The 23,723-nt window shown below is 72.6% G+C and carries 19 protein-coding genes; 13 read left to right on the top strand and 6 right to left on the bottom strand.

Annotated features, from left to right (window positions below):
* Positions 1-3: 3 nt before the first annotated feature.
* Both ACFYXM_RS01030 and ACFYXM_RS01025 read right to left on the bottom strand, forming a co-directional pair.
* A complete protein-coding gene (locus ACFYXM_RS01030) occupies positions 4-2,097 on the bottom strand; it encodes a YhgE/Pip family protein (protein ID WP_389285625.1) in 2,094 nt (697 codons plus the stop codon).
* Positions 2,069-2,920: an ATP-binding cassette domain-containing protein gene (locus ACFYXM_RS01025; protein WP_389285624.1), complete on the bottom strand. Its 852-nt coding sequence runs from the start codon at positions 2,918-2,920 to the stop codon at positions 2,069-2,071. Before ACFYXM_RS01025 ends, ACFYXM_RS01030 begins: the two co-directional genes overlap by 29 nt.
* A 229-nt stretch (positions 2,921-3,149) precedes the next feature.
* Here ACFYXM_RS01025 and ACFYXM_RS01020 point away from each other — a divergent pair, with 229 nt between their 5' ends.
* The 3 genes from ACFYXM_RS01020 (at position 3,150) to ACFYXM_RS01010 (ending at position 5,417) form a co-directional block, all read left to right on the top strand.
* Positions 3,150-3,677, top strand: a complete 528-nt coding sequence (locus tag ACFYXM_RS01020) for an SAV_6107 family HEPN domain-containing protein (protein ID WP_389285622.1) — start codon at positions 3,150-3,152, stop codon at positions 3,675-3,677.
* Positions 3,678-3,779: 102 nt separating this feature from the next.
* The gene (locus tag ACFYXM_RS01015) at positions 3,780-4,538 is read left to right on the top strand and encodes a methyltransferase (protein WP_389285620.1); all 759 of its coding nucleotides are present in this window, start codon (positions 3,780-3,782) and stop codon (positions 4,536-4,538) included.
* Positions 4,539-5,024: 486 nt separating this feature from the next.
* Complete coding sequence (locus ACFYXM_RS01010; protein ID WP_389285618.1) at positions 5,025-5,417, top strand: DUF3040 domain-containing protein; 393 nt, start codon at positions 5,025-5,027, stop codon at positions 5,415-5,417.
* A gap of 283 nt (positions 5,418-5,700) precedes the next feature.
* Here ACFYXM_RS01010 and ACFYXM_RS01005 read toward each other — a convergent pair whose 3' ends face one another.
* From ACFYXM_RS01005 to ACFYXM_RS00990, 4 genes are all read right to left on the bottom strand, one after another.
* Entirely contained in the window at positions 5,701-8,112 is a 2,412-nt protein-coding gene (locus tag ACFYXM_RS01005) for a DUF3488 and DUF4129 domain-containing transglutaminase family protein (RefSeq protein ID WP_389285616.1), read from the bottom strand.
* Entirely contained in the window at positions 8,109-9,482 is a 1,374-nt protein-coding gene (locus tag ACFYXM_RS01000) for a DUF58 domain-containing protein (RefSeq protein ID WP_389285614.1), read from the bottom strand. The genes ACFYXM_RS01005 and ACFYXM_RS01000 overlap by 4 nt, the downstream gene beginning before the upstream one ends.
* Positions 9,482-10,519: an AAA family ATPase gene (locus ACFYXM_RS00995; RefSeq protein ID WP_389285612.1), complete on the bottom strand. Its 1,038-nt coding sequence runs from the start codon at positions 10,517-10,519 to the stop codon at positions 9,482-9,484. Before ACFYXM_RS00995 ends, ACFYXM_RS01000 begins: the two co-directional genes overlap by 1 nt.
* A gap of 325 nt (positions 10,520-10,844) precedes the next feature.
* Entirely contained in the window at positions 10,845-11,408 is a 564-nt protein-coding gene (locus ACFYXM_RS00990) for a beta-class carbonic anhydrase (protein WP_389285610.1), read from the bottom strand.
* Here ACFYXM_RS00990 and ACFYXM_RS00985 point away from each other — a divergent pair.
* The 10 genes from ACFYXM_RS00985 (at position 11,407) to murG (ending at position 23,712) form a co-directional block, all read left to right on the top strand.
* Positions 11,407-11,571, top strand: coding sequence for a hypothetical protein (locus tag ACFYXM_RS00985; protein ID WP_389285608.1), 165 nt, complete (start codon positions 11,407-11,409; stop codon positions 11,569-11,571). The genes ACFYXM_RS00990 and ACFYXM_RS00985 overlap by 2 nt on opposite strands.
* A 225-nt stretch (positions 11,572-11,796) precedes the next feature.
* Entirely contained in the window at positions 11,797-12,762 is a 966-nt protein-coding gene (gene rsmH, locus ACFYXM_RS00980; RefSeq protein WP_389285606.1) for a 16S rRNA (cytosine(1402)-N(4))-methyltransferase RsmH, read from the top strand.
* A gap of 49 nt (positions 12,763-12,811) precedes the next feature.
* Entirely contained in the window at positions 12,812-13,402 is a 591-nt protein-coding gene (locus ACFYXM_RS00975; RefSeq protein WP_389285604.1) for a septum formation initiator family protein, read from the top strand.
* Positions 13,403-13,406: 4 nt separating this feature from the next.
* The gene (locus ACFYXM_RS00970) at positions 13,407-15,389 is read left to right on the top strand and encodes a peptidoglycan D,D-transpeptidase FtsI family protein (protein ID WP_389285602.1); all 1,983 of its coding nucleotides are present in this window, start codon (positions 13,407-13,409) and stop codon (positions 15,387-15,389) included.
* A gap of 17 nt (positions 15,390-15,406) precedes the next feature.
* A complete protein-coding gene (locus ACFYXM_RS00965; RefSeq protein WP_389285600.1) occupies positions 15,407-17,122 on the top strand; it encodes a UDP-N-acetylmuramoyl-L-alanyl-D-glutamate--2,6-diaminopimelate ligase in 1,716 nt (571 codons plus the stop codon).
* Positions 17,123-17,126: 4 nt separating this feature from the next.
* Positions 17,127-18,533, top strand: a complete 1,407-nt coding sequence (gene murF / locus ACFYXM_RS00960) for a UDP-N-acetylmuramoyl-tripeptide--D-alanyl-D-alanine ligase (RefSeq protein ID WP_389285598.1) — start codon at positions 17,127-17,129, stop codon at positions 18,531-18,533.
* Positions 18,530-19,600: a phospho-N-acetylmuramoyl-pentapeptide-transferase gene (gene mraY, locus ACFYXM_RS00955; RefSeq protein WP_389285596.1), complete on the top strand. Its 1,071-nt coding sequence runs from the start codon at positions 18,530-18,532 to the stop codon at positions 19,598-19,600. Before murF ends, mraY begins: the two co-directional genes overlap by 4 nt.
* Positions 19,597-21,066 carry a UDP-N-acetylmuramoyl-L-alanine--D-glutamate ligase gene (murD, locus tag ACFYXM_RS00950; RefSeq protein ID WP_389285924.1) on the top strand — a complete coding sequence of 490 codons (1,470 nt, stop codon included), beginning with the start codon at positions 19,597-19,599 and terminating at the stop codon, positions 21,064-21,066. The genes mraY and murD overlap by 4 nt, the downstream gene beginning before the upstream one ends.
* 99 nt (positions 21,067-21,165) lie before the next feature.
* Complete coding sequence (gene ftsW, locus ACFYXM_RS00945) at positions 21,166-22,611, top strand: putative lipid II flippase FtsW (RefSeq protein WP_389285594.1); 1,446 nt, start codon at positions 21,166-21,168, stop codon at positions 22,609-22,611.
* A 6-nt stretch (positions 22,612-22,617) separates the two neighbouring features.
* On the top strand, positions 22,618-23,712 hold the full coding sequence (gene murG, locus ACFYXM_RS00940; RefSeq protein ID WP_389285593.1) for an undecaprenyldiphospho-muramoylpentapeptide beta-N-acetylglucosaminyltransferase: 1,095 nt from the start codon (positions 22,618-22,620) through the stop codon (positions 23,710-23,712).
* Positions 23,713-23,723: the final 11 nt, after the last annotated feature.

Here is a 23,723-nt window from a genome sequence, read left to right as displayed (position 1 = left end):
CGCTCACAGACTCAGCTCCGGATGCAGTCGGTCCAGGGTCCACACCTGCTTGCGGCGCGCGGCGAACGCGGTCAGGGCGAGCGCCCCCGCCGTGAAGGCCAGCAGCACCGCGGAGCCCTGCCAGACCGGGCCGAGCCCGCCGCCCGTGATCAGCCTGCGCAGCCCGTCGACGATGTAACTCATCGGCAGATAGGGGTGGATCGCGTTGAAGAAGCCGGGGCTGGTCTGCACGGGATACGTGCCCCCGGCGGAGGTCAGCTGAAGCATCAGCACGGCCAGCACCAGGATGCGTCCGGCGGCCCCGAACTGGGCGTTGAGCCACTGCACGATCGCGGTGAAGCAGCAGGTCACCAGCGCGAGGAAGCCGATCGTCCCGGCGGCCCTGGTCATCTCCAGCCCAAGTCCCCAGTGCAGTACGGACATCAGGGCGGCGACCTGGAGCAGGCCGATCGCGGCCACCGGCAGCCAGCCCGCGAAGGCGATCCGCCAGGCGGAAGCCCCGGCGGCGAGTGCCCGCCGGTTGAGCGGCTGGATGAGCATGTACGCCACCATCGCGCCGACCCAGAGGGACAGCGGGATGAAGTAGGGCGCGAAGCCGGTGCCGTAATTGGGGGCGGCGTGCAGCGACTTGGAGGCCAGCTGCACCGGGTCGGCCATGACCTCCGAACGCGCCTCGCGGTCCTTCTCGTCGTAGGCGGGGATCCTGCCGGCCTCGTCGTTGAGGCCCTGGGCGAGGCTGGTGGAGCCGTCGCCGAGCCGGACCAGGCCGCTGTCCAGGTCGGTGGCACCCTTCTTGAGGTTGCCGACGCCGGTGTCGAGGTCGGCGGAGCCGGTCCTGGCCGAAACGAGGCCGGTGTGCAGTTCACCCGCTCCCTTGGCGACCTTGTGGGCGCCGGTGTTGAGCGCGTTGACCTTCGACACGGCGGACTTCAGGTCCTCGTCCAGGCGCGGCGCGCTCTTGGCCAGGTCGTCGGCCTGCTGCTGCAACGTGGTCAGCTGGGGCCGCAGCTTCTTCAGATTCCCGTTCTCGTTCGTCACCAGTGCGTTGACGTCGTCGGCGACCTTCGCGACATCGGCCGCCGCGGTCTTCGCGCGTTCGAGCGGCGGGCAGGCGGAGGCGGCGTCGTCGGCGGGTGATGCCTGCGTGCACGTGGTGCGGTAGACCTCGGCCAGGTCGTCGGAGGCCGTGCGGGCGGCGGTGGCCGCGGTGGGCGCCGCCTCGACCAGCAGGTCGAGGTTGTCCCGTACGGTCTGCGCGGAGTCGGCCACCAGCCGGGCGGTGTCACCGATCGACTTGCCGTTGTCCTTCAGGAACGGGCGTGCGTGGGACGCCATCGCGTTGACCTTGTCGGCCAGCGCCTGGGTTCCGTTCGCGACCTGCCGGGAGCCGGATTCGAGGTCCCCGGCGCCCTTGTCGAGCTTGGTGATCCCGTCGGCCAGGTCGCTGCTGCCGTTCTTGGCGTTCTTCAGTCCGTCGGCGAGATCCTGCGAGCCCTTCTTCGCCTTGCCGATGCCGCCCTTGAGGTCGTCGGCACCCTTGGCGGCCTTCGCCGTCGCGTCGTGCAGATCGGAGAAGTTGATGAAGATGCGGTCGTAGAAGGTCCGCGAGGCGTTGGTCGACGCGGCCGTGCGCACCTCGGAGAAGACCGAACGGGAGATCTGCCCGACGATGTAGTTGTTGGCGTCGTTCGTGCGCACCTGGAGCGCGCCGGTCTCGGGGGAGTCGCCCGAACTGGAGGCGATCTGCTCGCTGAAGTCCGACGGCATGGTGAGCGAGAGGTAGAACGTGCCGTTCTCCACGCCCTTGTGGGCCTCGGCGGAATTCACCTCGTGCCACTCGAAGGTCTTGGAGTCGAGCAGCTGGCCGGTGATCTCGTCGCCGACCCCGACGTGCTTCCCGCCGACGGTGGCGCCCTTGTCGTCGTTGACCAGCGCGACCGGGATCTTGTCGAGGCGGCCGTACGGGTCCCAGAAGGAGCACAGGTACAGGGCGCCGTAGAGCAGCGGCAGGAGCAGCAGCGCGATCAGCGCGGCGACCGGCAGCTTCCCCCGGCCGAAACGCCTCAGCTCAAGCGCGGCAAGTCGCGGCGAACGCATCGGCCGGCCGTCCTTCCTCGGTGGTGGTCCCGTCGGCGGGGGCCTCGTCGGCCGCGGGCCCGTCGGTGGTGGTCGTGGCGGCCGGGGTGTCGTCGGCCGCGGTGCCGCGTGCGTGCGCCGGTGCGGCCGCGGCGTCGGTTCGTACGACGACGGCGCCCTCGGGTGCCTGGCTGCACACGGCGAGCACGGTGGTGCCGCCGTCGGCGACGGACCGCAGCAGTTCCCAGGCCTGGACGCGCTCGGCGTCGGAGAGCTTGAGGTCGGTGTCGTCCACCGCGAGCAGCCGGGGCCGGCCGATCAGCGCGAGGGCGATGGACAGCCGCAGTGCCTCCAGCCGTTCCAGATCCCGTACGGAGGTGCGCTCGCCCTTGGGCAGGGTGGCGGGATCGAGCCCGGCGGCGTCCAGCGCCGCGTCGATCCGTCCCCGCGCGGCGGCCACGCGCTCGGCGCGCGGGCGCAGCAGGCCACGCAGAGAGCCGTCGTAGCGGCGCCGGAGCAGGACCTGCTCGCGCAGGTGCTCGGCGACGGTGAAGGCCGGGTCGAGTTCGTTGACCCCGGGTACCTGGCCCAGTGCGCTGATACGGCGCACGGCGGCCATCTTGCGGGGCAGACGCAGTCCGCCGATCTTCGCCTGGCCCTCGGTGGGGCGCATCCGGCCGGTGAGCGCGAGCAGCAGGCAGGTGCGGCCGGAGCCGGACGGTCCCTCGATCGCGACCAGCGACCCGGGGCCGGCCTCGACGTCCACGCCCCGGAAGACCCAGCCGCGCGGCCCCTTGAGGCCGAAGTCCCCGGCGGCGACGGCCGCCCCGTGCGGGCTGTCCACAGACTCTCCCTTGTTTTGAACTGACTAGTCAGTTCAAAAAGATTATCCGGAACTCGGGCCCGGGGCAAAACGCGGCCGCGGTGCCGGCCGGAGTGCCCCCGCCGCCGGGAGGAACAGCAGGTCGACGGATGGATCGGGCCGATTGTCAGTGGTGCCCGCGACCATGGATGCGTACGGCCACGAAGTCGTTGCACGACGGAAGTCGTCGCACGAGACAGGAGGTTCCGTCATGGCCCACTCCTCCGCTGCGGCCGCGCCCCGGCGCCGCACGGGCGGCCCTGCCCCCTCACCGGCCGGACCGGCCGGCGGCGTCCACCCCGTCCCGCGCCGCACCGCCGCGTCCCCGGCCGCCCTCGACCTGCTCGCCCAGGCCCGCGCCGGCCTCGACGAGGCCGCCACTCTCGACGTGCCGAACGAGCGCTACGCGACCGCCCACCTCGCGGCCCTGCGCACCGCCGCCGCGGTGCTCGCCGTGCGGGGCCGCGCGGAGACCTCCCGGCGGCGCCGGGAACGGATCCGCAGCGCCTGGGAGGTTCTGCCCGAAACGGCTCCGGAGCTGACCGAATGGAGCGCGCTGTTCGCTTCCGGCGCCCGTCGCAGGGCCCGCGCGGAAGCCGGTATACCTGGCGCGGCCAGTCGGCGGGATGCCGATGACCTGCTGCGGGACGCCGAGATGTTCCTGCGCCTGGTCGAACGGATGCTGAGGCTCCAGCCGGTCCTCCCGCGGCCCCGGAGGGACCGGCCCGACGCGCGATGACGGCGACGGCGGCGCGAGGCAATAGGGTGGAGAGCACCTGTACCACCTGCACTGTTCACGCTCCGCCGTCACCGGCGGCACCGTGCCGAGGAGTCAACTGCCGTGTCGGACCAGCTGCGCCCCCGCGCCTCCCTCCGTACCGCCGTGGTCTGGGAGGTCCTCAAGGACGCCCTCGGCCACCAGGTCAAGGCGACCGGCCGGGACGCACTGGACGTACTGGACACCGGCGGCGGCACCGGCAATTTCGCGGTGCCGGTCGCCCGTCTCGGCCACCGCGTCACCGTCGTCGACCCCAGCCCCAACGCGCTCTTCGCGCTGGAGCGCCGCGCCGCCGAGGCCGGGGTCGCCGACCGTGTCCGCGGGGTCCAGGGCGACATCCACGGACTGTTCGAGGTGGTCGAGCGCGGCGGCTTCGACACGGTCCTGTGTCACGGAGTCCTGGAGTACGTGGACGACCCCGCCGAGGGCGTCCGCAACGCCGTCGAGGCGCTCCGCCCGTCCGGCGCCCTCAGCCTGCTCGCAGCCGGGCTCGGCGGCGCCGTTCTGGCCAGGGCGCTGGCCGGCCACTTCACCGAGGCGAGGCGGGCGCTCACCGATCCGGCGGGCCGCTGGGGCGCGGGGGACCCGGTGCCCCGGCGTTACACCGCCGAACAGCTCACCGAGCTGGTCTCCGCGGCGGACGTGGAGGTCGGTGCCGTCCACGGCGTACGGGTCTTCGCCGACCTGGTGCCCGGCGTCCTGGTGGACACCGAGCCCGGTGCCATGGACGCGCTGCTCAAGCTGGAGGCGGCCGCCGCCGAGCTCCCCGCGTTCCACTCGGTGGCCACGCAGCTGCACGTCCTGGGCACGAAGCGCGCCTGAGAGCCACGGGCCCGTCTTCGCCGCCGTCGTTCGGCCGGAGGCCGGGCCGCGCGGCGTCCGGTGGGTGCGATCGCAGGGCGGGGGACCGCCCTCGTACTGGACGTACAAGGACGATTCCGGCAACGCGGCGCGTGTGTGTGGCCGGGCGCCGCGCGGGCGGCCGCCGGTTCGAGGACACGGCCCGCCGGTCGACCGCAACCCGGCCGCCCGGCGGTGGTCGGCCGCAGCACGGCTGATCAGGGACGCAGCCGCAGACGGAGTACGTCCCGAGGCGCCCGATCGGGGGTCGCGCCCCGTATGATCGGAGGACAGCATCCGGCATGACGGATCGGAGGTCGGGGAATCTACGCCTCAACAGCCGATCCTTCGTGGCAGCCCGGACTGGCTGTGTGGCAAAGAGGGCGGGTTTCACGGGGGCGATTCCCTGCCTATCCTGGAAGGGCCGCAGACCGGCCGCCCCCCGCGGCCGACGACGAGGAGGACTCCGTGCCGCTCTCGGAGCACGAGCAGCGAATGCTCGAGCAGATGGAGCGAGCGCTGTACGCCGAAGATCCCAAGTTCGCGACAGCGCTCGAGGGAAGCGGGCTGCGTACGTACACCCGGCGACGGGTCTACCAGGCGGTCGCAGGCTTCCTTGTGGGTATCGCGCTCCTCATGGCCGGAATGGTCGCCCAGCAGATCTGGATCGGCGTGGTGGGATTCCTCGTCATGCTGGGTTGCGCGGTCCTCGCGGTCACTGGTTGGCGCAAGGCGCCCAAGCCGGGGGAGCATCCGCCGGCCGGCAGCGGCGGCGCGAACCGTCGGCCCAGGCAGCGTCGAACGGTGATGGACCGGATCGAGCAGCGGTGGCAGCGCCGCCGCGACGAACAGGGCCGCTGACGAACAGGGCCGCTGGGGACGCTGTTGGGGACGCCGTCCTCGAAGCGCCGTCCGGCCGGGCGAGCACGCAGGCATCCTGAGGCCCGAAGCACGCTTGAGCGAGGGGCGACCGCGACACCGCGGTCGCCCCTCGCCCGTGCTCGGGCCCGTCTTCGAACCGCCGTCGTCCGGCCGGAAGCCGGGCCGTGCGTGCCAGGCATCGCACGACGGGCGACGGTTCGAGGACAGGCCCTCGCGCGTCCCGACGCAGACGCCGTCGCCGGGGACGGCGTTCCCGCAGACGTCATCCCCACCGGCGTGACGGCCCGCGCAGCCGACCCGTCCACCGGATCCGGCCCCACCGCGCCGCCCATCCCTCGCCGAACGCCGCCCAGCGCTCCGACGTGGCACGGACCACCCGAGCGGCCGAGCGCGGCGCGACGACGGCGCGGACTCGCGTCCTTCGCCCGGCCGACTCCCGCAGCCCGGCCCGTACCGCCTCCACGTCCTCGGCGAGCCCCGTGCCCGGCCGGGGCTCCGGGGCATAGAGCACCTGCTCCACCGCACCCGCGACCCGGTGCACCGCGGCGGACGCGTCGGGGCCGAGCCGCCCCAGCCGTACCAGCCGGTCGGCGGCCTTGCGCGGCGTCAGGGAGTCGTCGGGCCCGATCCCGTGGTCCCACGCCGTGTCGATGACCTCCCGCCAGGCCGCCAGCGTCCTGGCCGTCGTGTCCGCCGGGGTGCGTCCCGCCGGGAGACCCAGCCGCCGTCTGCGCACACGGAGCCGCCAGATCAGGGGCAGCAGCGGCAGCGTCAGGACCACCAGGGCGATCGCGGCCAGGCCGAGAACGGTGCCCGGCGGCGTCCCCGAGTGCGTCGGAACCGTCGCGCCCGGCGCCGCCGAGCTGCCGCACTCGCCCTGCTTGCGCATGGGGGCCGGGCAGTCGTCCGCGACGGACGGTTCGGCGCTCGGGACCGCCGAAGGGCCGTTCTCCGGCACGGCGGGGGCGGGCGTCTCACCGCTCGGGGCGTCCGGCAGCGTGTAGGACGGGGCGGTGCCCCGTGTGGGGGTGGGCTCGAAACGCGTCCACCCGATGCCCTCGAAGTACAGCTCCGGCCAGGCATGAGCGTCGCGCAGCCCCACCGACATCGAGCCGTCCGGCTGGGGGGTGCCGGGAGTGAAGCCCACCGCGACCCGCGCCGGAATCCCCAGAGTCCGTGCCATCGCGGCCATCGTGAACGAGAAGTGGACGCAAAAGCCCTGCTTTTCCTTCAGGAACCGGGCGATCGCGGCGCTCCCGGTGCCCGAGTCGACGGAGGTGTCGTAGGCGAAACCGCCGTCCGAGGCGAAGAAGTCCTGAAGCTTCACCGCGCGCTCGTAGTCGTTGTCGGCGCCCTGGGTCACCTCGGCCGCGGTCTCGCGGACCACCTTCGGCAGCGACCGCGGGACGCGGGTGTACTCCTGCCGCAGGGCGGACGGCACGGCGCCCGCCGCGGCGAGCTGATCGGCCGTCGGCCGGATCACCAGGCTGGAGACCCGGTACTGCGCGCCGCCCGTCGTCTCCCCGCCGTCACCGATGAGGGTCCGCCCCGCCGGTTCGTACCGCCACTTCCCGTCGATCCCGACCTCGGTCGCGGGGTAGGGGAGCGGCAGATAGGTCTGCCGGTAGGAAGGGGCGGCGGAGATGCTCGACCTGACCTCGGTGACCGTGACGTCCGGGCCGAGACCCTCCGGGGTCGGGAGCCGCTTCGGCACGTCCCGCAGCCGGCGCGTGGAGGGGCGCCACTCGCTCCCGTCAAACGTGTCCAGGGCCAGGATCCGCAGATAGAAGTCCTGCGGGGTGCGGGAATCGGTGCGGTAGGAGAGCACCTGTCGGTTGACCGGCTGGGTCAGATTGTCCTGCATGGACACCAGGGGATTCACCGCGGAGATCGTGCCGCCGCCCTTGCCTTCACCGGATCGCGCGTCGGCCAGCAGACCGCCGTCGAGCGCGGGCAGCGCCGCCGGGACCAGCAGGGAGACGCCCAGCGCCAGCAAGCCGATGCGGCGCCCGGTACGGACCGGGGCCGTCGGCCGGCCGCCGGAGAGGACGCCGCCCGCACCGCCCCGGGACCCGGCGCCACCACTGAAGACCCGCCCCCACTGGGAGAGCCGGTCCCGGCCCTCGGCCAGCAGGAGCAGCAGATAGCCGCCGGCCGCCAGCAGGAACCAGAGCCAGTCCGCCCCGCCCTCGGACAGCCCCGCCGCGACCGAGAACAGCGCGAGGAGCGGCAGACCTGCCGGTGCCGCGCTGCGGAACGTCACGGCGAGCGCGTCCACCAGCAGACCGACCAGCAGCACGCCGCCGACCAGCATCAGCCGGATGCCGTCCGTCGCCGGTGCGGGCGTGGCGTACCGCCCGACGTCCTCCGCACCCGACACCAGCAGATGCGCCAGCCGCTGGACCGCCTCCGGGCCCGGCAGGACCCCGGCCACCGCCTGCTCCCTGGCGAACGCCAGTGTCAGCAGGACCAGCGCGACCAGCGCCTGCGCGACGACGACCAGCGTCCGGGGCACCGGCGCCCGACGGATCAGCGCCCCCGCCCCGGCCTGCACCGCCAGCAGGATCGCGGCCGGCAGGATCCACACCGCGGGCTCGACCAGCGGCAGCATCGAGCACGCCGCCATCAGTGTCGCCGCGACGGCGCACAGCGTCAGCCGACCTCGACCGCTCATGACCACCCCCCGGAGAAACCCGTCGTGCCGACGGCGGCCGGCCCGTCCGCCGCCCCGGCCTGTCCCGCCCGCCGCCAGTGATCGGCGAGACCGGCCCCCCGCCCCACCGGGACCGCCGTCCATCCGGATTCGCGCAGCAGCCGCAACCGCCGCTCGAACGCCTCCCGCGCCCCCGCGGCCGGGACGTCGTCCGTCTCCCAGTCCGCGCCGTCCAGCACGAACGCCACGGCACCCGCGCTGCGCCGCCGCATCCGGGCCACCTCCGCCGCCCGCTCCTCGTCGAGGTCCCCGAGGAACGCGATGAGCAGCCCGTCGCCGTCACGCAGCATGTCGTACGCGCGCGACAGACCGGTTCCGTCGGAGTGGTCGATCACCGCCAGGACGTCCAGCAACAGACTGGTCGACTCGGCGGACTCGTGAGCCGACCCCGCGAGACCACCCGCAGCCGTACCCGGGGCGGCGTCCCCGTCATCCGTCAGCAACCGGACCGAGTAGCCCCGTTCCAGCATGTGCACCAGAGCGGAAGCCGCGCCGGACACCGCCCACTCGAAGGCGGAATCCGGCCCGGCTCCCCGGTACGCGGTCCGCCGGGTGTCCAGCAGCACCGCGCACTGCGGACGCTGCGGCTGCTCCTCGCGCCGCACCATCAGCTCCCCGTGGCGCGCGGTCGAGCGCCAGTGCACCCGGCGCAGGTCGTCGCCGTGCCGGTAGCCGCGCGGAATGACGTCGTCGTCGCCGGCGAGGGCGGGCGACCGCTGCCGCCCCTCGCCGTACCCCGGGGCCCCGCCCGCCAGCCGCACCGGCGGCAGCGGCTCGGTCCGCGGTACGACGACGAGCGTGTCGTACGCGCTGAAGGAGCGGGTGAGCTCGCACATGCCGAACGGGTCGCTCAGCCGCAACTGCAGCGGCCCCAGCGGATAGCGCCCCCGCAGGTCCGACCGCACCCGGTAGGACACCTCGCGCCGCCCGCCCGGCTCCATCCGGTCCAGCACGAACCGGGGCCTGGGCCCGAGCACGTAGGGCACCCGGTCCTGGAGCATCAGCAGCCCGGTCGGCAGCCGCGACACGTTCTCCATCCGCAGATGGACCCGTGCCTCCGCGCCCGCGGGGACCCGGGACGGCGCGAGCCGGCGGGTGCCCGCGACCCGGTGACGCGTGCGGACGAGCACCAGCACGCACACCAGTGGCAGCGCGGTGAGCAACAGCCCGACCCGCAGCAGATCCGCCTGGCCCAGCACGTACGCGCAGACCACCGCGGCGACACCGGCCGCGAGGAAGGACCGCCCGCGCGTGGTCAGCCCGCTCAGAGCGGCCCGAAGACCGCCCCCGCCGTCGCCGTCGTCCCTGGGGTCCGGCCCCCCGGCGGCCATCACACCCGCCGCGCGCCGGGCCGCGTCCGGTCGTACCCCGGACGGCCCGGTGCGGGCATCCGGACGCCGCCGTCGGCGGACGGCACCGGTGTCCGCCCGAGGATCTCCAGCACGACCTCCTCGGCGGTGCGGCGGTTCAGCTGGGCCTGCGCCGTCGGCAGCAGCCGGTGCGCGAGCACCGCGACCGCCAGCGCCTGCACGTCGTCCGGCAGGCAGTAGTCGCGGCCGGCCAGCGCCGCCGAGGCCCTCGCCGCGCGCAGCAGGTGCAGGGTGGCCCGCGGCGACGCGCCGAGCCTGAGGTCGGGATGGCCGCGCGTGGCCCCGACCAGTTCCACGGCGTACCGCCGCACGGGGTCGGCCACATGGACGGTCCGTACCGCCTCGATCAGTTTCGCGATCTCATGGGCGTGCGCCACCGGCCGCAGATCGTCGAGCGGCGAGAGCTCGCCGTGCACGTCGAGCATCCGGAACTCCGCCTCCGCGCTCGGGTAGCCCATCGACACCCGTGCCATGAACCGGTCGCGCTGGGCCTCGGGCAGCGGGTAGGTGCCCTCCATCTCCACCGGGTTCTGGGTGGCCACCACCATGAACGGGTCGGGCAGTTCGTACGTGTGCCCGTCGACGGTGACCTGACGCTCCTCCATCGACTCCAGCAGGGCGGACTGCGTCTTCGGCGAGGCGCGGTTGATCTCGTCGCCGATCACGATCTGCGCGAAGATCGCGCCCGGCTTGAACTCGAAGTCCCGTCGCTGCTGGTCGAAGACGGACACGCCGGTGATGTCCGAGGGCAGCAGGTCCGGTGTGAACTGAATGCGCCGCACCGAGCAGTCGACGGACCGGGCCAGCGCCTTGGCCAGCATCGTCTTGCCGACCCCGGGGACGTCCTCGATGAGGAGGTGCCCCTCCGCGAGCAGTACGGTCAGCGAGAGCCGCACGACCTCGGGCTTGCCCTCGATCACGCTCTCCACCGACCTGCGCACCCGCTCCGTGATCGCGGTCAGATCTGTGAGGCTCGCTCGATCGTCATAGGTCGTCACCCGGCCCTCCTCGGCCCTGTCCCACGCTCACCAGGAGCAGAGGGGATACCCCATTCACGGACCGGATGCGCGCGCGGCGGTCCGGCCCACCCCGAAACACGGACACCTCACCGGAAGCGTCCGGTGAGATGTCACACGCGCATTCTTGTGCCGTTATCGCTTCGTGTCACTTGCCTGTGGACAACCCGGGGCGATATGCCGGATTCGATAGGTTTCGTCGGGATCCGCAGGTGCCGTCCGAGGGGACGGGAGGTCGTCCGGACGTCCAAGACGGCAAGGAGGCGGTCCTGACGGCAAGGAGGCGGTCCCGGCGGTCGGGGGACGGTCAGGCGGCGGGGAGCACCTCGCGCAGCAGGCCGGTCGTCACGTCGAAGACGAAACCGCGGACGTCGTCCGTGTGGAGAAGGAACGGCGAGGTGCGCACGCGCTGCATCGACTGCCGCACGTCCTGATCGGCGTCCTTGTACGCCTCCACCGCCCAGACCGGACGCTGTCCGACCTCCGCCTCCAGTTCCTGGCGGAATTCCTCGGTGATCGATTCCAGACCGCAATTCGTGTGGTGGATCAGGACGATGCTGCGGGTGCCGAGCGCCCGCTGGCTGATGGTCAGCGAACGGATGACGTCGTCGGTGACCACACCGCCCGCGTTGCGAATGGTGTGGCAGTCGCCGAGCGCGAGACCGAGCGCGTCGTGCAGGTCGAGCCGGGCGTCCATGCATGCGACCACGGCGACGTGCAGGACCGGCTTGGCGTCCATGCCCGGGTCCTCGAAATCTGCGGCGTACCGGACGTTCGCCTCGACCAGGCGGTCGGTGACCGTGCCCCCGGTGCGGTCCGGGGCGGCAACAGGTGCGGAGGGCCCGGCGGGGGAGTGCGCGGAAGTCGACATGGCTACGACGTTATCTCCCGCGCTCGGTCGCGTCGTGCTGTGGAAGGGGACAAAGAACATCAACGACTTCTGTTGTGAGGTAACCCACAAGTCTCACAACAGTTCATTCCACCGGCTCAAGGACCAGGTGGACGAGGGGCCGGGCGACGCGCTGTCCGGCTGATTGATCGGGAATCGATCGAATGGCAGGGTGGACTAAAGTGACGGGAAGTTACGACACCCCGCACATTCCGTGGAATTCCCCCGTGTGCCGCGTACGTACGGTCCGGCCCTCTCCCGCTCGACGGTCGCCCGGTGCCCCTTCCCCGGCGCCGGACGGCCTCCCCTTCTGAGCGGGCGGGGACCCGCCCGTACGTCCGCCGCGCGGGACCTGAGCCTGAGAGGGCGCATGAGCCAGACCCGACACGTCCCGGTGATGCTCCAGCGGTGCCTGGACCTGTTGGCCCCTGCTCTGGAGGCGCCGGAGCCGCAGCATCCCGTGGTCGTCGACTGCACCCTCGGCCTCGGCGGGCACAGCGAGGCGCTGCTCTCGGCGTTCCCCTCGGCGCGGCTGATCGCCCTCGACCGGGACAAGGAGGCGCTGCGGCTCTCCGGCGAGCGGCTCGCCCCGTACGGCGACCGGGCCACCCTGGTGCACGCGGTCTACGACGAACTGCCCGAGGTGCTCGCCAGGCTCGGCGTCCCGAAGGTCCAGGGCGTCCTGTTCGACCTCGGCGTCTCCTCCATGCAGCTGGACGAGGCCGACCGCGGCTTCGCCTACGCCCAGGACGCCCCGCTCGACATGCGCATGGACCAGACCACGGGCGTCAGCGCCGCCGAGGTCCTCAACACCTACCCCCCGGGCGAACTGGTCCGGATCCTGCGCGCGTACGGCGAGGAGAAGCAGGCCAAGCGGATCGTCTCGGCGATCGTGCGCGAGCGCCAGAAGGAGCCGTTCAGCAACAGCGCCCGGCTCGTCGAGCTGATCCGTGACGCGCTGCCGCAGGCCGCCAAGCGCACCGGGGGCAATCCCGCCAAGCGCACGTTCCAGGCGCTGCGCATCGAGGTCAACGGCGAGCTCGCCGTCCTGGAACGGGCCATTCCGGCCGCGGTGCGGAGCCTCGCGGTCGGCGGACGCATCGCCGTCCTCTCGTACCACTCGCTGGAGGACAGGCTGGTCAAGCAGGTCTTCGCGGCGGGCGCCGCCACCACGGCACCGCCCGGGCTGCCCGTCGTGCCCGAGCGCTACCAGCCCCGGCTGAAGCTGCTGACGCGCGGCGCGGAGCTGCCCACGGAGGAGGAGGTCGCCGAGAACCGGCGCGCCGCCCCCGCCCGGCTGCGCGGCGCCGAGCGGATCCGCGAGGACGAGCGATGAGCACCCGGCGCCCGGGGGCCCCGACGCCGGCGACGACCGGGGCGGCGCAGTGAGCGGACCGGCCCGGCAGGCAAGGGGGCGGGCCGCGCGGCTCGCCCGGCTGATGCCGTCCGGTCCCAGCACCGCGGCCCGTACCCCCTTCGTCCTGCTCGTCGTCCTGCTCCTCGGCGGTGGTCTGATCGCGCTCCTGATGCTCAACTCGGCCATCAACGAAGGATCGTTCAAGCTGAGCGAGCTGAAGAAGCGGACCACCGAGCTGACCGACGAGGAGCAGGCCCTCCAGCACGACGTCGACGGCCTCTCCAGGCCGGACGCGCTGGAACGGCGGGCCCGCGAACTGGGCATGGTGCCCGGTGGCAGCCCCGCCTTCCTCGGGCCGAACGGCAAGGTGCGGGGCGTACCCGACGAGGCCACTGCCGAACCGATCCCCGAGCCCACCACCGCACCGCCGGGCAAGCCCGTCCCCCCTGCCTCCGGGACGGCGACCGGGACCGCGCGGGCCACCGACCCGGTACCGGCCTCGCCCACCCCCTCGGCGACGGCCGTTGCCACGGGCGCCATCCCCACGGGCGCCGCCCCGAACCCGTCCACCGGGCCGAGCACCCCGGCGGACCAGTCCTCGACGAGCCCCGGCAGGTGACGCAGTGCCGCCCAAGGAACCACCGCGCCGCCGGGTCCCCGGCCCCGCACGCCCGCGCGGCTCCGCGGGGGGCCAGGGGCGTCCCAGGCCCGCCCCCCGCAGGTCCGCGCCCCCTGCGTCCCGCTCCCGCGCGCCCCGCAACCGCCCCGCGCGCCGCCTGCGGCTCGGCAGCCCGCGCCCCCGCCTCCGCCTGGTCGGCCTCGCCCTGACGCTCGTCATGCTGGTGTTCGTGGTCCGGCTCCTCCAGGTCCAGGCCGTCGACGCCAACGCGTACGCGGCCAAGGCCGAGGTGAACCGCTACTTCAAGCACACCGTCGCCGCCGAACGCGGCCAGATCACCGACCGCCGCGGCGTCGCGCTGGCCACCAGCGTCGACGCGTACGACATCACCGCGGACCCGTCGATGTTCACGCCCGAGTTCAGCAGGATCCCCGACGCGCCCCGGCAGGCGGCCGACCTCCTCGCCCCGATCCTCGGCGCCGACGCCACCGAGCTGACCGCCAAGCTGACCGGTAAGGGCCGCTACACCGTGCTGGCCCGTCGGCAGACCCCGCAGGTCTGGAACCAGATCAGGGACCTCAAGTCCGTCTTCGCCGAGAAGGCGGCCAAGGACAAGGCGGCGGGCGGCCCCGGGGGCAATGTTCTGGCGGGCGTCTTCCAGGAGGCGACCACCAAGCGGGTCTACCCCAACGGAGGACTCGCCGCCGGGATACTGGGCTACGTGAACGCCGAGGGCAAGGGCGCGGGCGGCCTGGAGGCGCAGCTGAACAAGCAGCTCGCGGGCGAGGACGGCACGATCAGCTACGCCCAGTCCGGCGGCCGGAGGGTGCCCACCGCGGGCACCAAGGAGGTCCCGGCCGTGCCCGGCTCCGACATCGAGCTGACCATCGACCGCGACATCCAGTGGGCCGCCCAGCGGGCCATCACCGCCCAGGTGAAGAAGTCCAAGGCGGACCGCGGCTACGTCGTCGTGCAGAACACCAGGACCGGCGAGGTCCTTGCCATGGCCAACGCGCCCGGCTTCGACCCCAACGACCTCTCGAAGGCCGATGCGGCGTCCCTGGGCAACGCGGCCCTCCAGGACGCCTACGAACCCGGCTCCACCAGCAAGGTCATGTCCATGGCCGCCGTGCTGGAGGAGGGCGTCGCCACCCCCGGCACCCACGTCACCGTCCCGAACCGGCTGCACCGCGGCGACCGGCTCTTCAAGGACGACATCGACCACCCCACCTGGTACCTGACGCTCAACGGCGTACTCGCCAAGTCCAGCAACATCGGCACCATCCTGGCCACCGGCGAACTCGGCAGGACGCAGGCCGAGGCCAACCGGGTCCTCTACTCCTACCTGCGCAAGTTCGGGATCGGCTCGCCGACCGGACTCGGCTACCCGGGCGAGACCCCCGGCATCCTCGCCAAGCCCGGGGACTGGTCGACCTCGCAGCAGTACACGATCCCGTTCGGCCAGGGCCTCTCGGTCAACGCGATGCAGGCCGCCTCCATCTACTCGACGATCGCGAACGGCGGCGTCCGCATCGCCCCCACGCTGGTACGCGGCGCCAAGGGCCCCGACGGGCGCTTCGAGTCCGCGCCCGAGCCGAAGAAGACCCGGGTGGTCAGCGAGAAGACCGCCAAGACGCTCGCCGCCATGCTGGAGTCGGTGGTCGGCGACGAGGAGGGCACCGGGACGAAGGCGAAGATCCCCGGCTACCGGGTGGCGGGCAAGACCGGTACGGCCAACCGGGTCGATCCCGTACGCGGCGGCTACCGCGGATACACCGCGTCCTTCGCGGGCTTCGCACCGGCCGACGACCCGCAGATCACCGTCTACTGCGCGATCCAGAACCCCACGAAGGGAAGCTACTTCGGCGGCCAGATCTGCGGGCCGATCTACAAGGAGGTCATGGAGTTCGCGCTGAAGACCCTCCAGACCCCGCCGTCCGGCCGGCCGCCGGCCAGGCTGCCGGTGTCCTTCGATCCCGGCCAGTGAACACGGGGAACCGATCAGTGACGACCATCACCCCCGATTCCGGGAACCACCGGGACCCGGGCCCCTCACTTCGCGAGAGGCCGGGTGAGCCCGGTACGCTCACCGCCGTGCCCCACGCTGATCAGTTCCAAACCACCCAGAAGGCCGCCCCCGTGAACCAGCCGGGAGCGCCCCGCCCGGATCGGCTCAGGCCGACGCCGCTCGGTGAGCTGGCAGCCCGGCTGGGAGTCGAGCCGCCGGGGACCGCCGAGGTCACCGGCATCACCCACGACTCCCGGGCGGTCCGCCCCGGCGACGTCTACGCCGCTCTGCCGGGCGCCCGTTTCCACGGCGCCGACTTCGCCGCCCAGGCGGCCGGCCTCGGAGCCGCGGCGGTCCTCACCGACCCGGCCGGCGCCGAGCGCGCCGCCGCCACCGGACTGCCGGTCCTGGTCACCGAGGACCCGCGCGCCCGGATGGGCGAACTCGCCGCCGAGATCTACGGACGTCCCGGCGAGGACCTCCTGCGGATCGGCATCACCGGAACCTCCGGCAAGACCACCACCGCCTACCTCGTCGAGGGCGGCCTGCGCGCCGCCGGACGGGCCACCGGACTGATCGGCACGGTCGAGACGCGGATCGGCGACGAACGCATCAAGTCCGAGCGCACCACCCCCGAGGCCACCGACCTCCAGGCGCTGCTCGCCGTGATGCGCGAGCGCGGGGTCGACGCGGTGACCATGGAGGTCTCCAGCCACGCGCTGGTCCTCGGCCGGGTCGACGGATGCGTCTTCGACGTCGCGGTCTTCAACAACCTCAGCCCGGAGCACATGGAGTTCCACTCCGGGATGGAGGACTACTTCCAGGCCAAGGCGCAGCTCTTCACCCCGCGCCGCAGCAGGCGGGGCGTCGTCAACTTCGACGACGCCTACGGACGCAGGCTGGTCGCCGAGGCGTCGGTCCCGGTCGTCACCTTCTCCGCCGAGGGCCACCCGGACGCCGACTGGCGCGCCGAGGACGTCGAGGTCGGCCCGCTGGGCTCCACGTTCACCGTCGTCGGCCCCAAGGACGAGCGGATCGCCGCCAGGGCCCCGCTGCCCGGCCCGTTCAACGTGGCCAACGCCCTCGCCGCCGTCGTCACGCTCGCCGTCGCGGGCCTCGACCCGCAGACCGCGGCCGACGGCGTCGCCGCCGTCCCGGGGGTCCCCGGGCGGCTGGAGCGCGTCGACGCCGGGCAGGACTACCTCGCCGTCGTCGACTACGCGCACAAGACCGACGCCGTCGAGTCCGTGCTCCGTTCGCTGCGCAAGGTCACCCGGGGCAGGCTGCACGTCGTCCTCGGCTGCGGCGGCGACCGCGACACCACCAAGCGCGGCCCGATGGGCGCAGCCGCGGCCCGGCTCGCCGACACCGCCGTACTGACTTCGGACAACCCCCGTTCCGAGGACCCGCTCGGAATCCTCGCCGCCATGCTCGCGGGCGCCGCCGAGGTGCCCGTCCACGAGCGGGGCGACGTCCTGGTCGACGCCGACCGGGCCGCCGCCATCGCCGCCGCGGTCGCCCGAGCCGAGCCCGGTGACACCGTGCTGGTCGCCGGCAAGGGCCACGAGCAGGGGCAGGACATCCATGGCGTGGTACGCCCCTTCGACGACCGCGTGGTCCTGCGCGCGGCCATCGAACGCTCCCTGGGACACGGCGGCACCTCCGGGGCCGCCGACCGCGCCCACACCCACGAGAACAACAGTCAGGGATGACCAAGTGATCGCCCTTTCCCTCGCCGAGATCGCCGAAATCGTCGGCGGGCAGCCACACGACATACCCGATCAGGCAGCGGTCGTCAGCGGGCCCGTCGTCATCGACTCCCGAGAGGTGGAGCAGGGCAGCCTGTTCGCCGCCTTCGTCGGAGAGCGGGTCGACGGCCACGACTACGCGCAGCGCGCCGTCGAGGCGGGCGCGGCAGCCGTGCTGGCCGCCCGCCCCGTCGGTGTTCCGGCGATCGTCGTCGACGACGTCGTGGCCGCGCTCGGCGCGCTCGCCCGCGCCGTCGTCGGCCGCCTCGGCACCACCGTCGTCGCCCTCACCGGCTCCGCGGGCAAGACCTCCACCAAGGACGTCATCGCCCAACTCCTCGAACGCAAGGGCCCCACCGTCTATCCGGCGGGCAACCTCAACAACGAGATCGGCCTGCCGCTGACCGCGTTGCGCGCCACCGAGGAGACCCGGCACCTCGTCCTGGAGATGGGTGCGCGCTACATCGGCGACATCCGCTACCTCACCGGTCTCGTCCCGCCCCGGATCGGCCTCGTCCTCAACGTCGGCACCGCCCACATCGGCGAGTTCGGCGGCCGGGAGCAGATCGCCCTGGCGAAGGGCGAGATGGTCGAGTCCCTGCCCGAGAACGGCGTCGCCGTGCTCAACGCCGACGACCCGCTCGTCCGCGCCATGACCTCCCGCACGAAGGCACGGGTGCTGCTCTTCGGCGAGGCCGCGGAAGCGGACGTACGGGGCGAGAACGTACGTCTCACCGACGACGGCCGTCCCGCTTTCACGCTCCACACACCCACCGGGTGCAGCGATGTGACGATGCGCCTGTACGGTGAGCACCACGTGTCGAACGCGCTCGCCGCGGCCGCCGTCGCCCATGAGCTGGGCCTGTCCGCAGACGAGATCGCCGAAGGGCTCTCCGAGGCGGGCACCCTCTCCCGCTGGCGCATGGAGGTCACCGAGCGTCCGGACGGCGTGACGATCGTCAACGACGCCTACAACGCGAACCCCGAATCCATGAAGGCAGCGCTGCGCGCACTGGCCGCGATGGGGAGGGGCCGGCGTACGTGGGCGGTGCTCGGCCCCATGGCCGAGCTGGGCGACGCCTCGCTCGCCGAGCACGACGCGGTCGGACGGCTCGCCGTCCGGCTCAACGTCAGCAAGCTCGTTGCGGTGGGGGGCAAGGAGGCCTCCTGGCTGCAACTGGGCGCATACAACGAGGGTTCGTGGGGTGAGGAGTCGGTGCACGTGTCCGACGCACAGGCTGCGGTCGACCTGTTGCGCAGTGAACTGCGCCCGGGAGACGTCGTGCTGGTGAAGGCGTCCCGGTCGGTCGGCCTGGAGCAGGTCGCCATGGCACTGCTGGAGAACGCGTCCGAGGGCGAGGTCGCCGGCCGATGAGGCAGATCCTGTTCGCGGGGGCCATCGGGCTCTTCCTGACCCTGGTCGGAACCCCGCTGCTGATCAAGCTGCTGGCCCGCAAGGGATACGGCCAGTTCATCCGGGACGACGGCCCGCGCACCCACGGGTCCAAGAAGGGCACCCCCACCATGGGTGGGATCGCCTTCATCCTGGCCACGATCATCGCGTACTTCCTGACGAAGGTGATCACCGGCGAGCCGATGACCTTCTCGGGCATTCTGGTGCTCTTCCTGATGGCCGGTATGGGCCTCGTCGGCTTCCTCGACGACTACATCAAGATCGTCAAGCAGCGTTCGCTGGGTCTGCGGGCCAAGGCGAAGATGGCGGGCCAGCTGATCGTCGGTGTCGCCTTTGCGGTGCTCTCGCTCCAGTTCGCCGACGGCCGCGGCAACACCCCGGCCTCCATGAAGCTGTCGTTCGTCACGGACTTCGGCTGGTCGATCGGCCCGGTGCTGTTCGTCGTCTGGGCCCTGTTCATGATCCTCGCCATGTCCAACGGCGTGAACCTCACGGACGGCCTGGACGGTCTGGCCACCGGCGCGTCCGTGATGGTCTTCGGCGCGTACACGTTCATCGGGCTGTGGCAGTTCCAGGAGTCCTGCGCCAACGCGGAGGCCCTGACCAACCCCAACGCCTGTTTCCAGGTGCGCGATCCGCTCGACCTCGCCGTGGTCGCCTCCGCGCTGATGGGCGCCTGCTTCGGCTTCCTGTGGTGGAACACCTCGCCCGCCAAGATCTTCATGGGCGACACCGGCTCGCTCGCCCTCGGCGGCGCGCTGTCCGGCCTGGCGATCTGCTCCCGCACGGAGTTCCTGCTGGCCGTCCTCGGCGGTCTCTTCGTGATGATCACCATGTCCGTGGTCATCCAGGTCGGTTCCTTCAAGATGACCGGCAAGCGGGTCTTCCGGATGGCACCGCTCCAGCACCACTTCGAACTCAAGGGGTGGTCCGAGGTCCTTGTGGTGGTCCGCTTCTGGATCATCCAGGGCATGTGCGTGATCGTCGGCCTCGGACTCTTCTACGCGGGATGGGCAGCCGAGAAGTGAGCACAGTGGACTGGCAGGGCAAGCACGTCACCGTCGCCGGTCTGGGCGTCTCCGGAATTCCGGCGGCCCGGGCGCTGCACGGCCTCGGCGCCGTCGTGACGGTCGTCGACGACGGGGACGACGAGCGCTCCCGCGCGCAGGCCGCCGAACTGGAATCCTGGGCAGCGGCGCAAAGCGCCTCGGCCGAGGGTGGCGGCGGGCGACGGGTGGGCGGCATCACCGTCCGCCTCGGCGACGGGGCGACCCTGCCCGAGTCCACCGAGCTCGTCGTCACCGCCCCCGGCTGGAGGCCCGACAAGCCGCTGTTCGCCGCGGCCGCCGAGGCGGGCGTCCCGGTCTGGGGCGATGTCGAACTCGCCTGGCGGCTGCGCGGCCCCGGCGCCGCGCCCTGGCTCGCGGTCACCGGTACGAACGGCAAGACCACGACCGTACGGATGCTCGCCTCCATCCTGGAGGCGGCCGGGCTGCGCACCGCGGCCGTCGGCAACATCGGCGTCTCCCTCCTCGACGCCGTCCTCGGCGACGAGGAGTACGACGTCCTCGCCGTCGAACTGTCCAGCTACCAGCTGCACTGGGCGCCCTCGCTGCGCGCCCACTCCGCGGCCGTCCTCAACCTCGCCCCCGACCACCTCGACTGGCACGGCTCCATGGAGGCGTACGCCGCCGACAAGGGCCGGATCTACGAGGGCAACCGCGTCGCCTGCGTCTACAACGCGGCTCAGAAGGCGACCGAGGACCTGGTCCGCGAGGCGGACGTCGAGGAGGGCTGCCGCGCCATCGGCTTCACCCTGGGCACGCCGGGCCCCTCCCAGCTGGGCGTCGTCGACGGCATCCTCGTCGACCGGGCCTTCGTGGAGAACCGGCACGAGCAGGCCCAGGAGCTCGCCGAGGTCTCCGACGTCGTCCCGGCCGCCCCGCACAACGTCGCCAACGCCCTGGCGGCGGCGGCCCTGGCCCGCGCCTTCGGCGTCGAGCCCGCGGCGGTACGGGACGGCCTGCGGGCCTTCCGCCCCGACCCGCACCGCATCGAGCACGTCGCGGACATCGCGGATGTCGCCTACGTCGACGACTCCAAGGCCACCAACACCCACGCCGCAGAGGCGTCCCTCGCCGCCTACGACCCGATCGTGTGGATCGCCGGCGGCCTCGCCAAGGGCGCCACCTTCGACGAACTGGTGGCCGGGGCCGCCGGGCGGCTGCGGGGCGTGGTGCTGATGGGCCGGGACCGGGCGCTGATCCGCGAAGCCCTCGCGCGACACGCCCCCGAGGTCCCGGTGGTCGACCTCGACCGGACCGACACTGGGGCGATGTCCGAGGCGGTCCGCGAGGCGGCCCGACTCGCCGGGCCGGGGGACACCGTCCTGCTGGCCCCGGCCTGCGCCTCGATGGACATGTTCGTCAACTACAACAAGCGGGGCGAGGCGTTCGCGGACGCGGTCCGCGCGCTCGCAGCCGAGAGCGACTGACGGGGCCGGCCTCCGCGCCGCACCGGCCGGACGACCGGGCGCGGGCGCCCGGCCCCCCGGCGGCGGCCCCGGGCGCGCACAGTGGAGGGGACAGCGACAATGCCGGCCGAAGAGAGCTCCGCCGCAGCGGCCCGTGGGAACCGCCCACGGGTCTCCGCGGCGATCAGCCGGGCACTCGCCCCGCCCCTGCCCGCAAGCGCCGGGGCACCCCTCGGACCCCTCCTGCGGGTCCGCTCCGCCACCGGTCCCCGGCGCCCCGCCGCGCCCCGCTCCAAGGGCCGTACCGCCGGTTCGCCCCGAGCCCCTCGCGGCGGCGCGGCACGGCGGCTGTACGAGCGGGCACGGCGGGCCTGGGACCGCCCCCTGACCGCGTACTACCTGATCCTGGGCGCCGGCCTGCTGATCACCGTGCTCGGCCTGGTGATGGTCTACTCCGCCTCGATGATCAAGGCCCTGGAGCTGAACAAGCCCGGCAGCTACTTCTTCCGCAAGCAGTTCCTCGCCGCCGTCATCGGTGCCGTTCTGATGGCGGTCGCCGCACGAATGCCCATCAAGCTCCACCGGGCGCTGTCCTATCCGCTGCTCCTGGGAGCCGTCTTCCTGATGGCGCTGGTCCAGGTGCCGGGGATAGGGATGTCGATCAACGGCAACCAGAACTGGCTCTCGCTGGGCGGCCCCTTCCAGCTCCAGCCCAGCGAGTTCGGCAAACTCGCGCTGGTCCTGTGGGGCGCCGACCTGCTCGCCCGCAAACAGGACAAGCAACTGCTCACGCAGTGGAAGCACATGCTCGTGCCGCTCGTCCCGGTCGCCTTCCTGCTCCTCGGGCTGATCATGCTCGGCGGTGACATGGGCACTGCGATCATTCTCACGGCGATCCTTTTCGGGCTGCTCTGGCTGGCGGGCGCCCCCACCCGGCTCTTCGCAGGGGTGCTCGCCTTCGCCACCGTGATCGCCCTCGTGCTGATCAAGACCAGCCCGAACCGGATGTCCCGGCTCGCCTGCGTGGGCGCCACCGACCCGGGCCCCGACGACTCCTGCTGGCAGGCCGTGCACGGCATCTACGCCCTGGCCTCCGGCGGATGGTTCGGTTCCGGGCTCGGCGCGAGTGTGGAAAAATGGGGTCAACTGCCTGAACCGCACACCGACTTCATCTTCGCCATCACCGGGGAGGAACTGGGGCTGGCGGGGACGCTGTCGGTGCTCGCTCTCTTCGCGGCTCTAGGCTATGCGAGTATCCGCGTGGCCGGACGCACGGAGGACCCCTTCGTGAGGTACGCCGCGGGAGGCGTGACCACCTGGATCATGGTGCAGTTCGTGATCAACATCGGTGCGGTGCTCGGCCTGCTGCCGATCGCCGGTGTCCCGCTCCCGCTGTTCTCCTACGGAGGGTCGGCCCTGCTGCCGACCATGTTCGCCGTCGGGCTGCTGATCGCGTTCGCGCGAGAGGAACCCGCCGCGAAGGCGGCCCTGGCCATGCGGAGGCCCGGGGTGAGATGGAAGACGATGAGACGGCGCGTCAAGAAGCGTCCGTCCGGAGAGCGGTGAATTTCGGTGCATGTCGTACTCGCCGGCGGGGGGACCGCCGGCCACATCGAGCCCGCGCTCGCCCTCGCGGACGCCCTGCGCAGGCAGGACCCGACCGTGGGGATCACTGCCCTCGGCACGGAGCGCGGACTCGAGACCAGGCTCGTACCCGAGCGGGGGTACGAACTCGCCCTCATCCCGGCCGTACCGCTGCCGCGCAAGCCCACCCCGGAACTGATCACCGTCCCGGGACGGCTGCGCGGCACCATCAAGGCCGCCGAGCAGGTCCTGGAGCGCACCAAGGCGGACTGCGTGGTCGGCTTCGGCGGCTACGTCGCGCTGCCCGGCTATCTGGCGGCCAAGCGCGCCGGTGTGCCGATCGTCGTCCACGAGGCCAACGCCCGGCCCGGTCTGGCCAACAAGATCGGCTCGCGGTACGCCCACGGGGTCGCCGTCTCCACCCCCGACAGCAAGCTCCGCGGCGCCCGCTACATCGGCATCCCGCTGCGCCGGACCGTCGCCACCCTGGACCGCGCCCGGGTCCGTCCCGAGGCGCGCGCCACCTTCGGCCTGGACCCCAACCTGCCGACGCTGCTGGTCTCCGGCGGTTCCCAGGGCGCGCGCCGCCTCAACGAGGTGGTCCAGCGCGTCGCCCCGCTGCTCCAGCGCTCCGGGATCCAGATCCTGCACGTGGTCGGCCCGAAGAACGAACTGCCGCACGTCGACAACATGCCCGGTATGCCGCCGTACATCCCGGTACCGTATGTGGACCGGATGGATCTCGCGTACGCGGCGGCCGACATGATGCTCTGCCGCGCGGGCGCGATGACCGTCGCCGAGCTCTCCGCCGTCGGACTGCCCGCCGCCTATGTGCCGCTGCCCATCGGCAACGGCGAACAGCGGCTCAACGCGCAGCCGGTGGTGAACGCGGGCGGCGGTCTGCTGGTGGACGACGCGGCGCTCACCCCCGAGTGGGTGCAGGGCAACGTCCTCCCGGTGCTCGCCGATCCGCACCGGCTGTACGAAATGTCCCGCGCCGCCGCCGAGTTCGGCCGCAGGGACGCCGACGACCTGCTCGTCGGCATGGTGTACGAGGCGATTGCCGCACGCCGAGGCGTGTGAGGCGGACGGGT

Source organism: Streptomyces sp. NPDC002476, from assembly GCF_042889785.1.
In the GTDB taxonomy this organism is placed as follows: domain Bacteria; phylum Actinomycetota; class Actinomycetes; order Streptomycetales; family Streptomycetaceae; genus Streptomyces.
This window is presented reverse-complemented; position numbering and strand designations above follow the sequence as displayed.

What these genes read in the sequence shown, in the direction of transcription:
- ACFYXM_RS01020 (WP_389285622.1), top strand. Translation starts at nt 3,150, where the DNA reads ATGGCCCACTCCTCCGCTGCGGCCGCGCCCCGGCGCCGCACGGGCGGC.
- ACFYXM_RS01000 (WP_389285614.1), bottom strand. Translation starts at nt 9,482, where the DNA reads ATGGCCGCCGGGGGGCCGGACCCCAGGGACGACGGCGACGGCGGGGGC.
- ACFYXM_RS00985 (WP_389285608.1), top strand. Translation starts at nt 11,407, where the DNA reads ATGGCTACGACGTTATCTCCCGCGCTCGGTCGCGTCGTGCTGTGGAAG.
- ftsW (WP_389285594.1), top strand. Translation starts at nt 21,166, where the DNA reads ATGCCGGCCGAAGAGAGCTCCGCCGCAGCGGCCCGTGGGAACCGCCCA.
- rsmH (WP_389285606.1), top strand. Translation starts at nt 11,797, where the DNA reads ATGAGCCAGACCCGACACGTCCCGGTGATGCTCCAGCGGTGCCTGGAC.
- ACFYXM_RS01005 (WP_389285616.1), bottom strand. Translation starts at nt 8,112, where the DNA reads ATGAGCGGTCGAGGTCGGCTGACGCTGTGCGCCGTCGCGGCGACACTG.
- mraY (WP_389285596.1), top strand. Translation starts at nt 18,530, where the DNA reads ATGAGGCAGATCCTGTTCGCGGGGGCCATCGGGCTCTTCCTGACCCTG.
- ACFYXM_RS00990 (WP_389285610.1), bottom strand. Translation starts at nt 11,408, where the DNA reads ATGTCGACTTCCGCGCACTCCCCCGCCGGGCCCTCCGCACCTGTTGCC.
- ACFYXM_RS01030 (WP_389285625.1), bottom strand. Translation starts at nt 2,097, where the DNA reads ATGCGTTCGCCGCGACTTGCCGCGCTTGAGCTGAGGCGTTTCGGCCGG.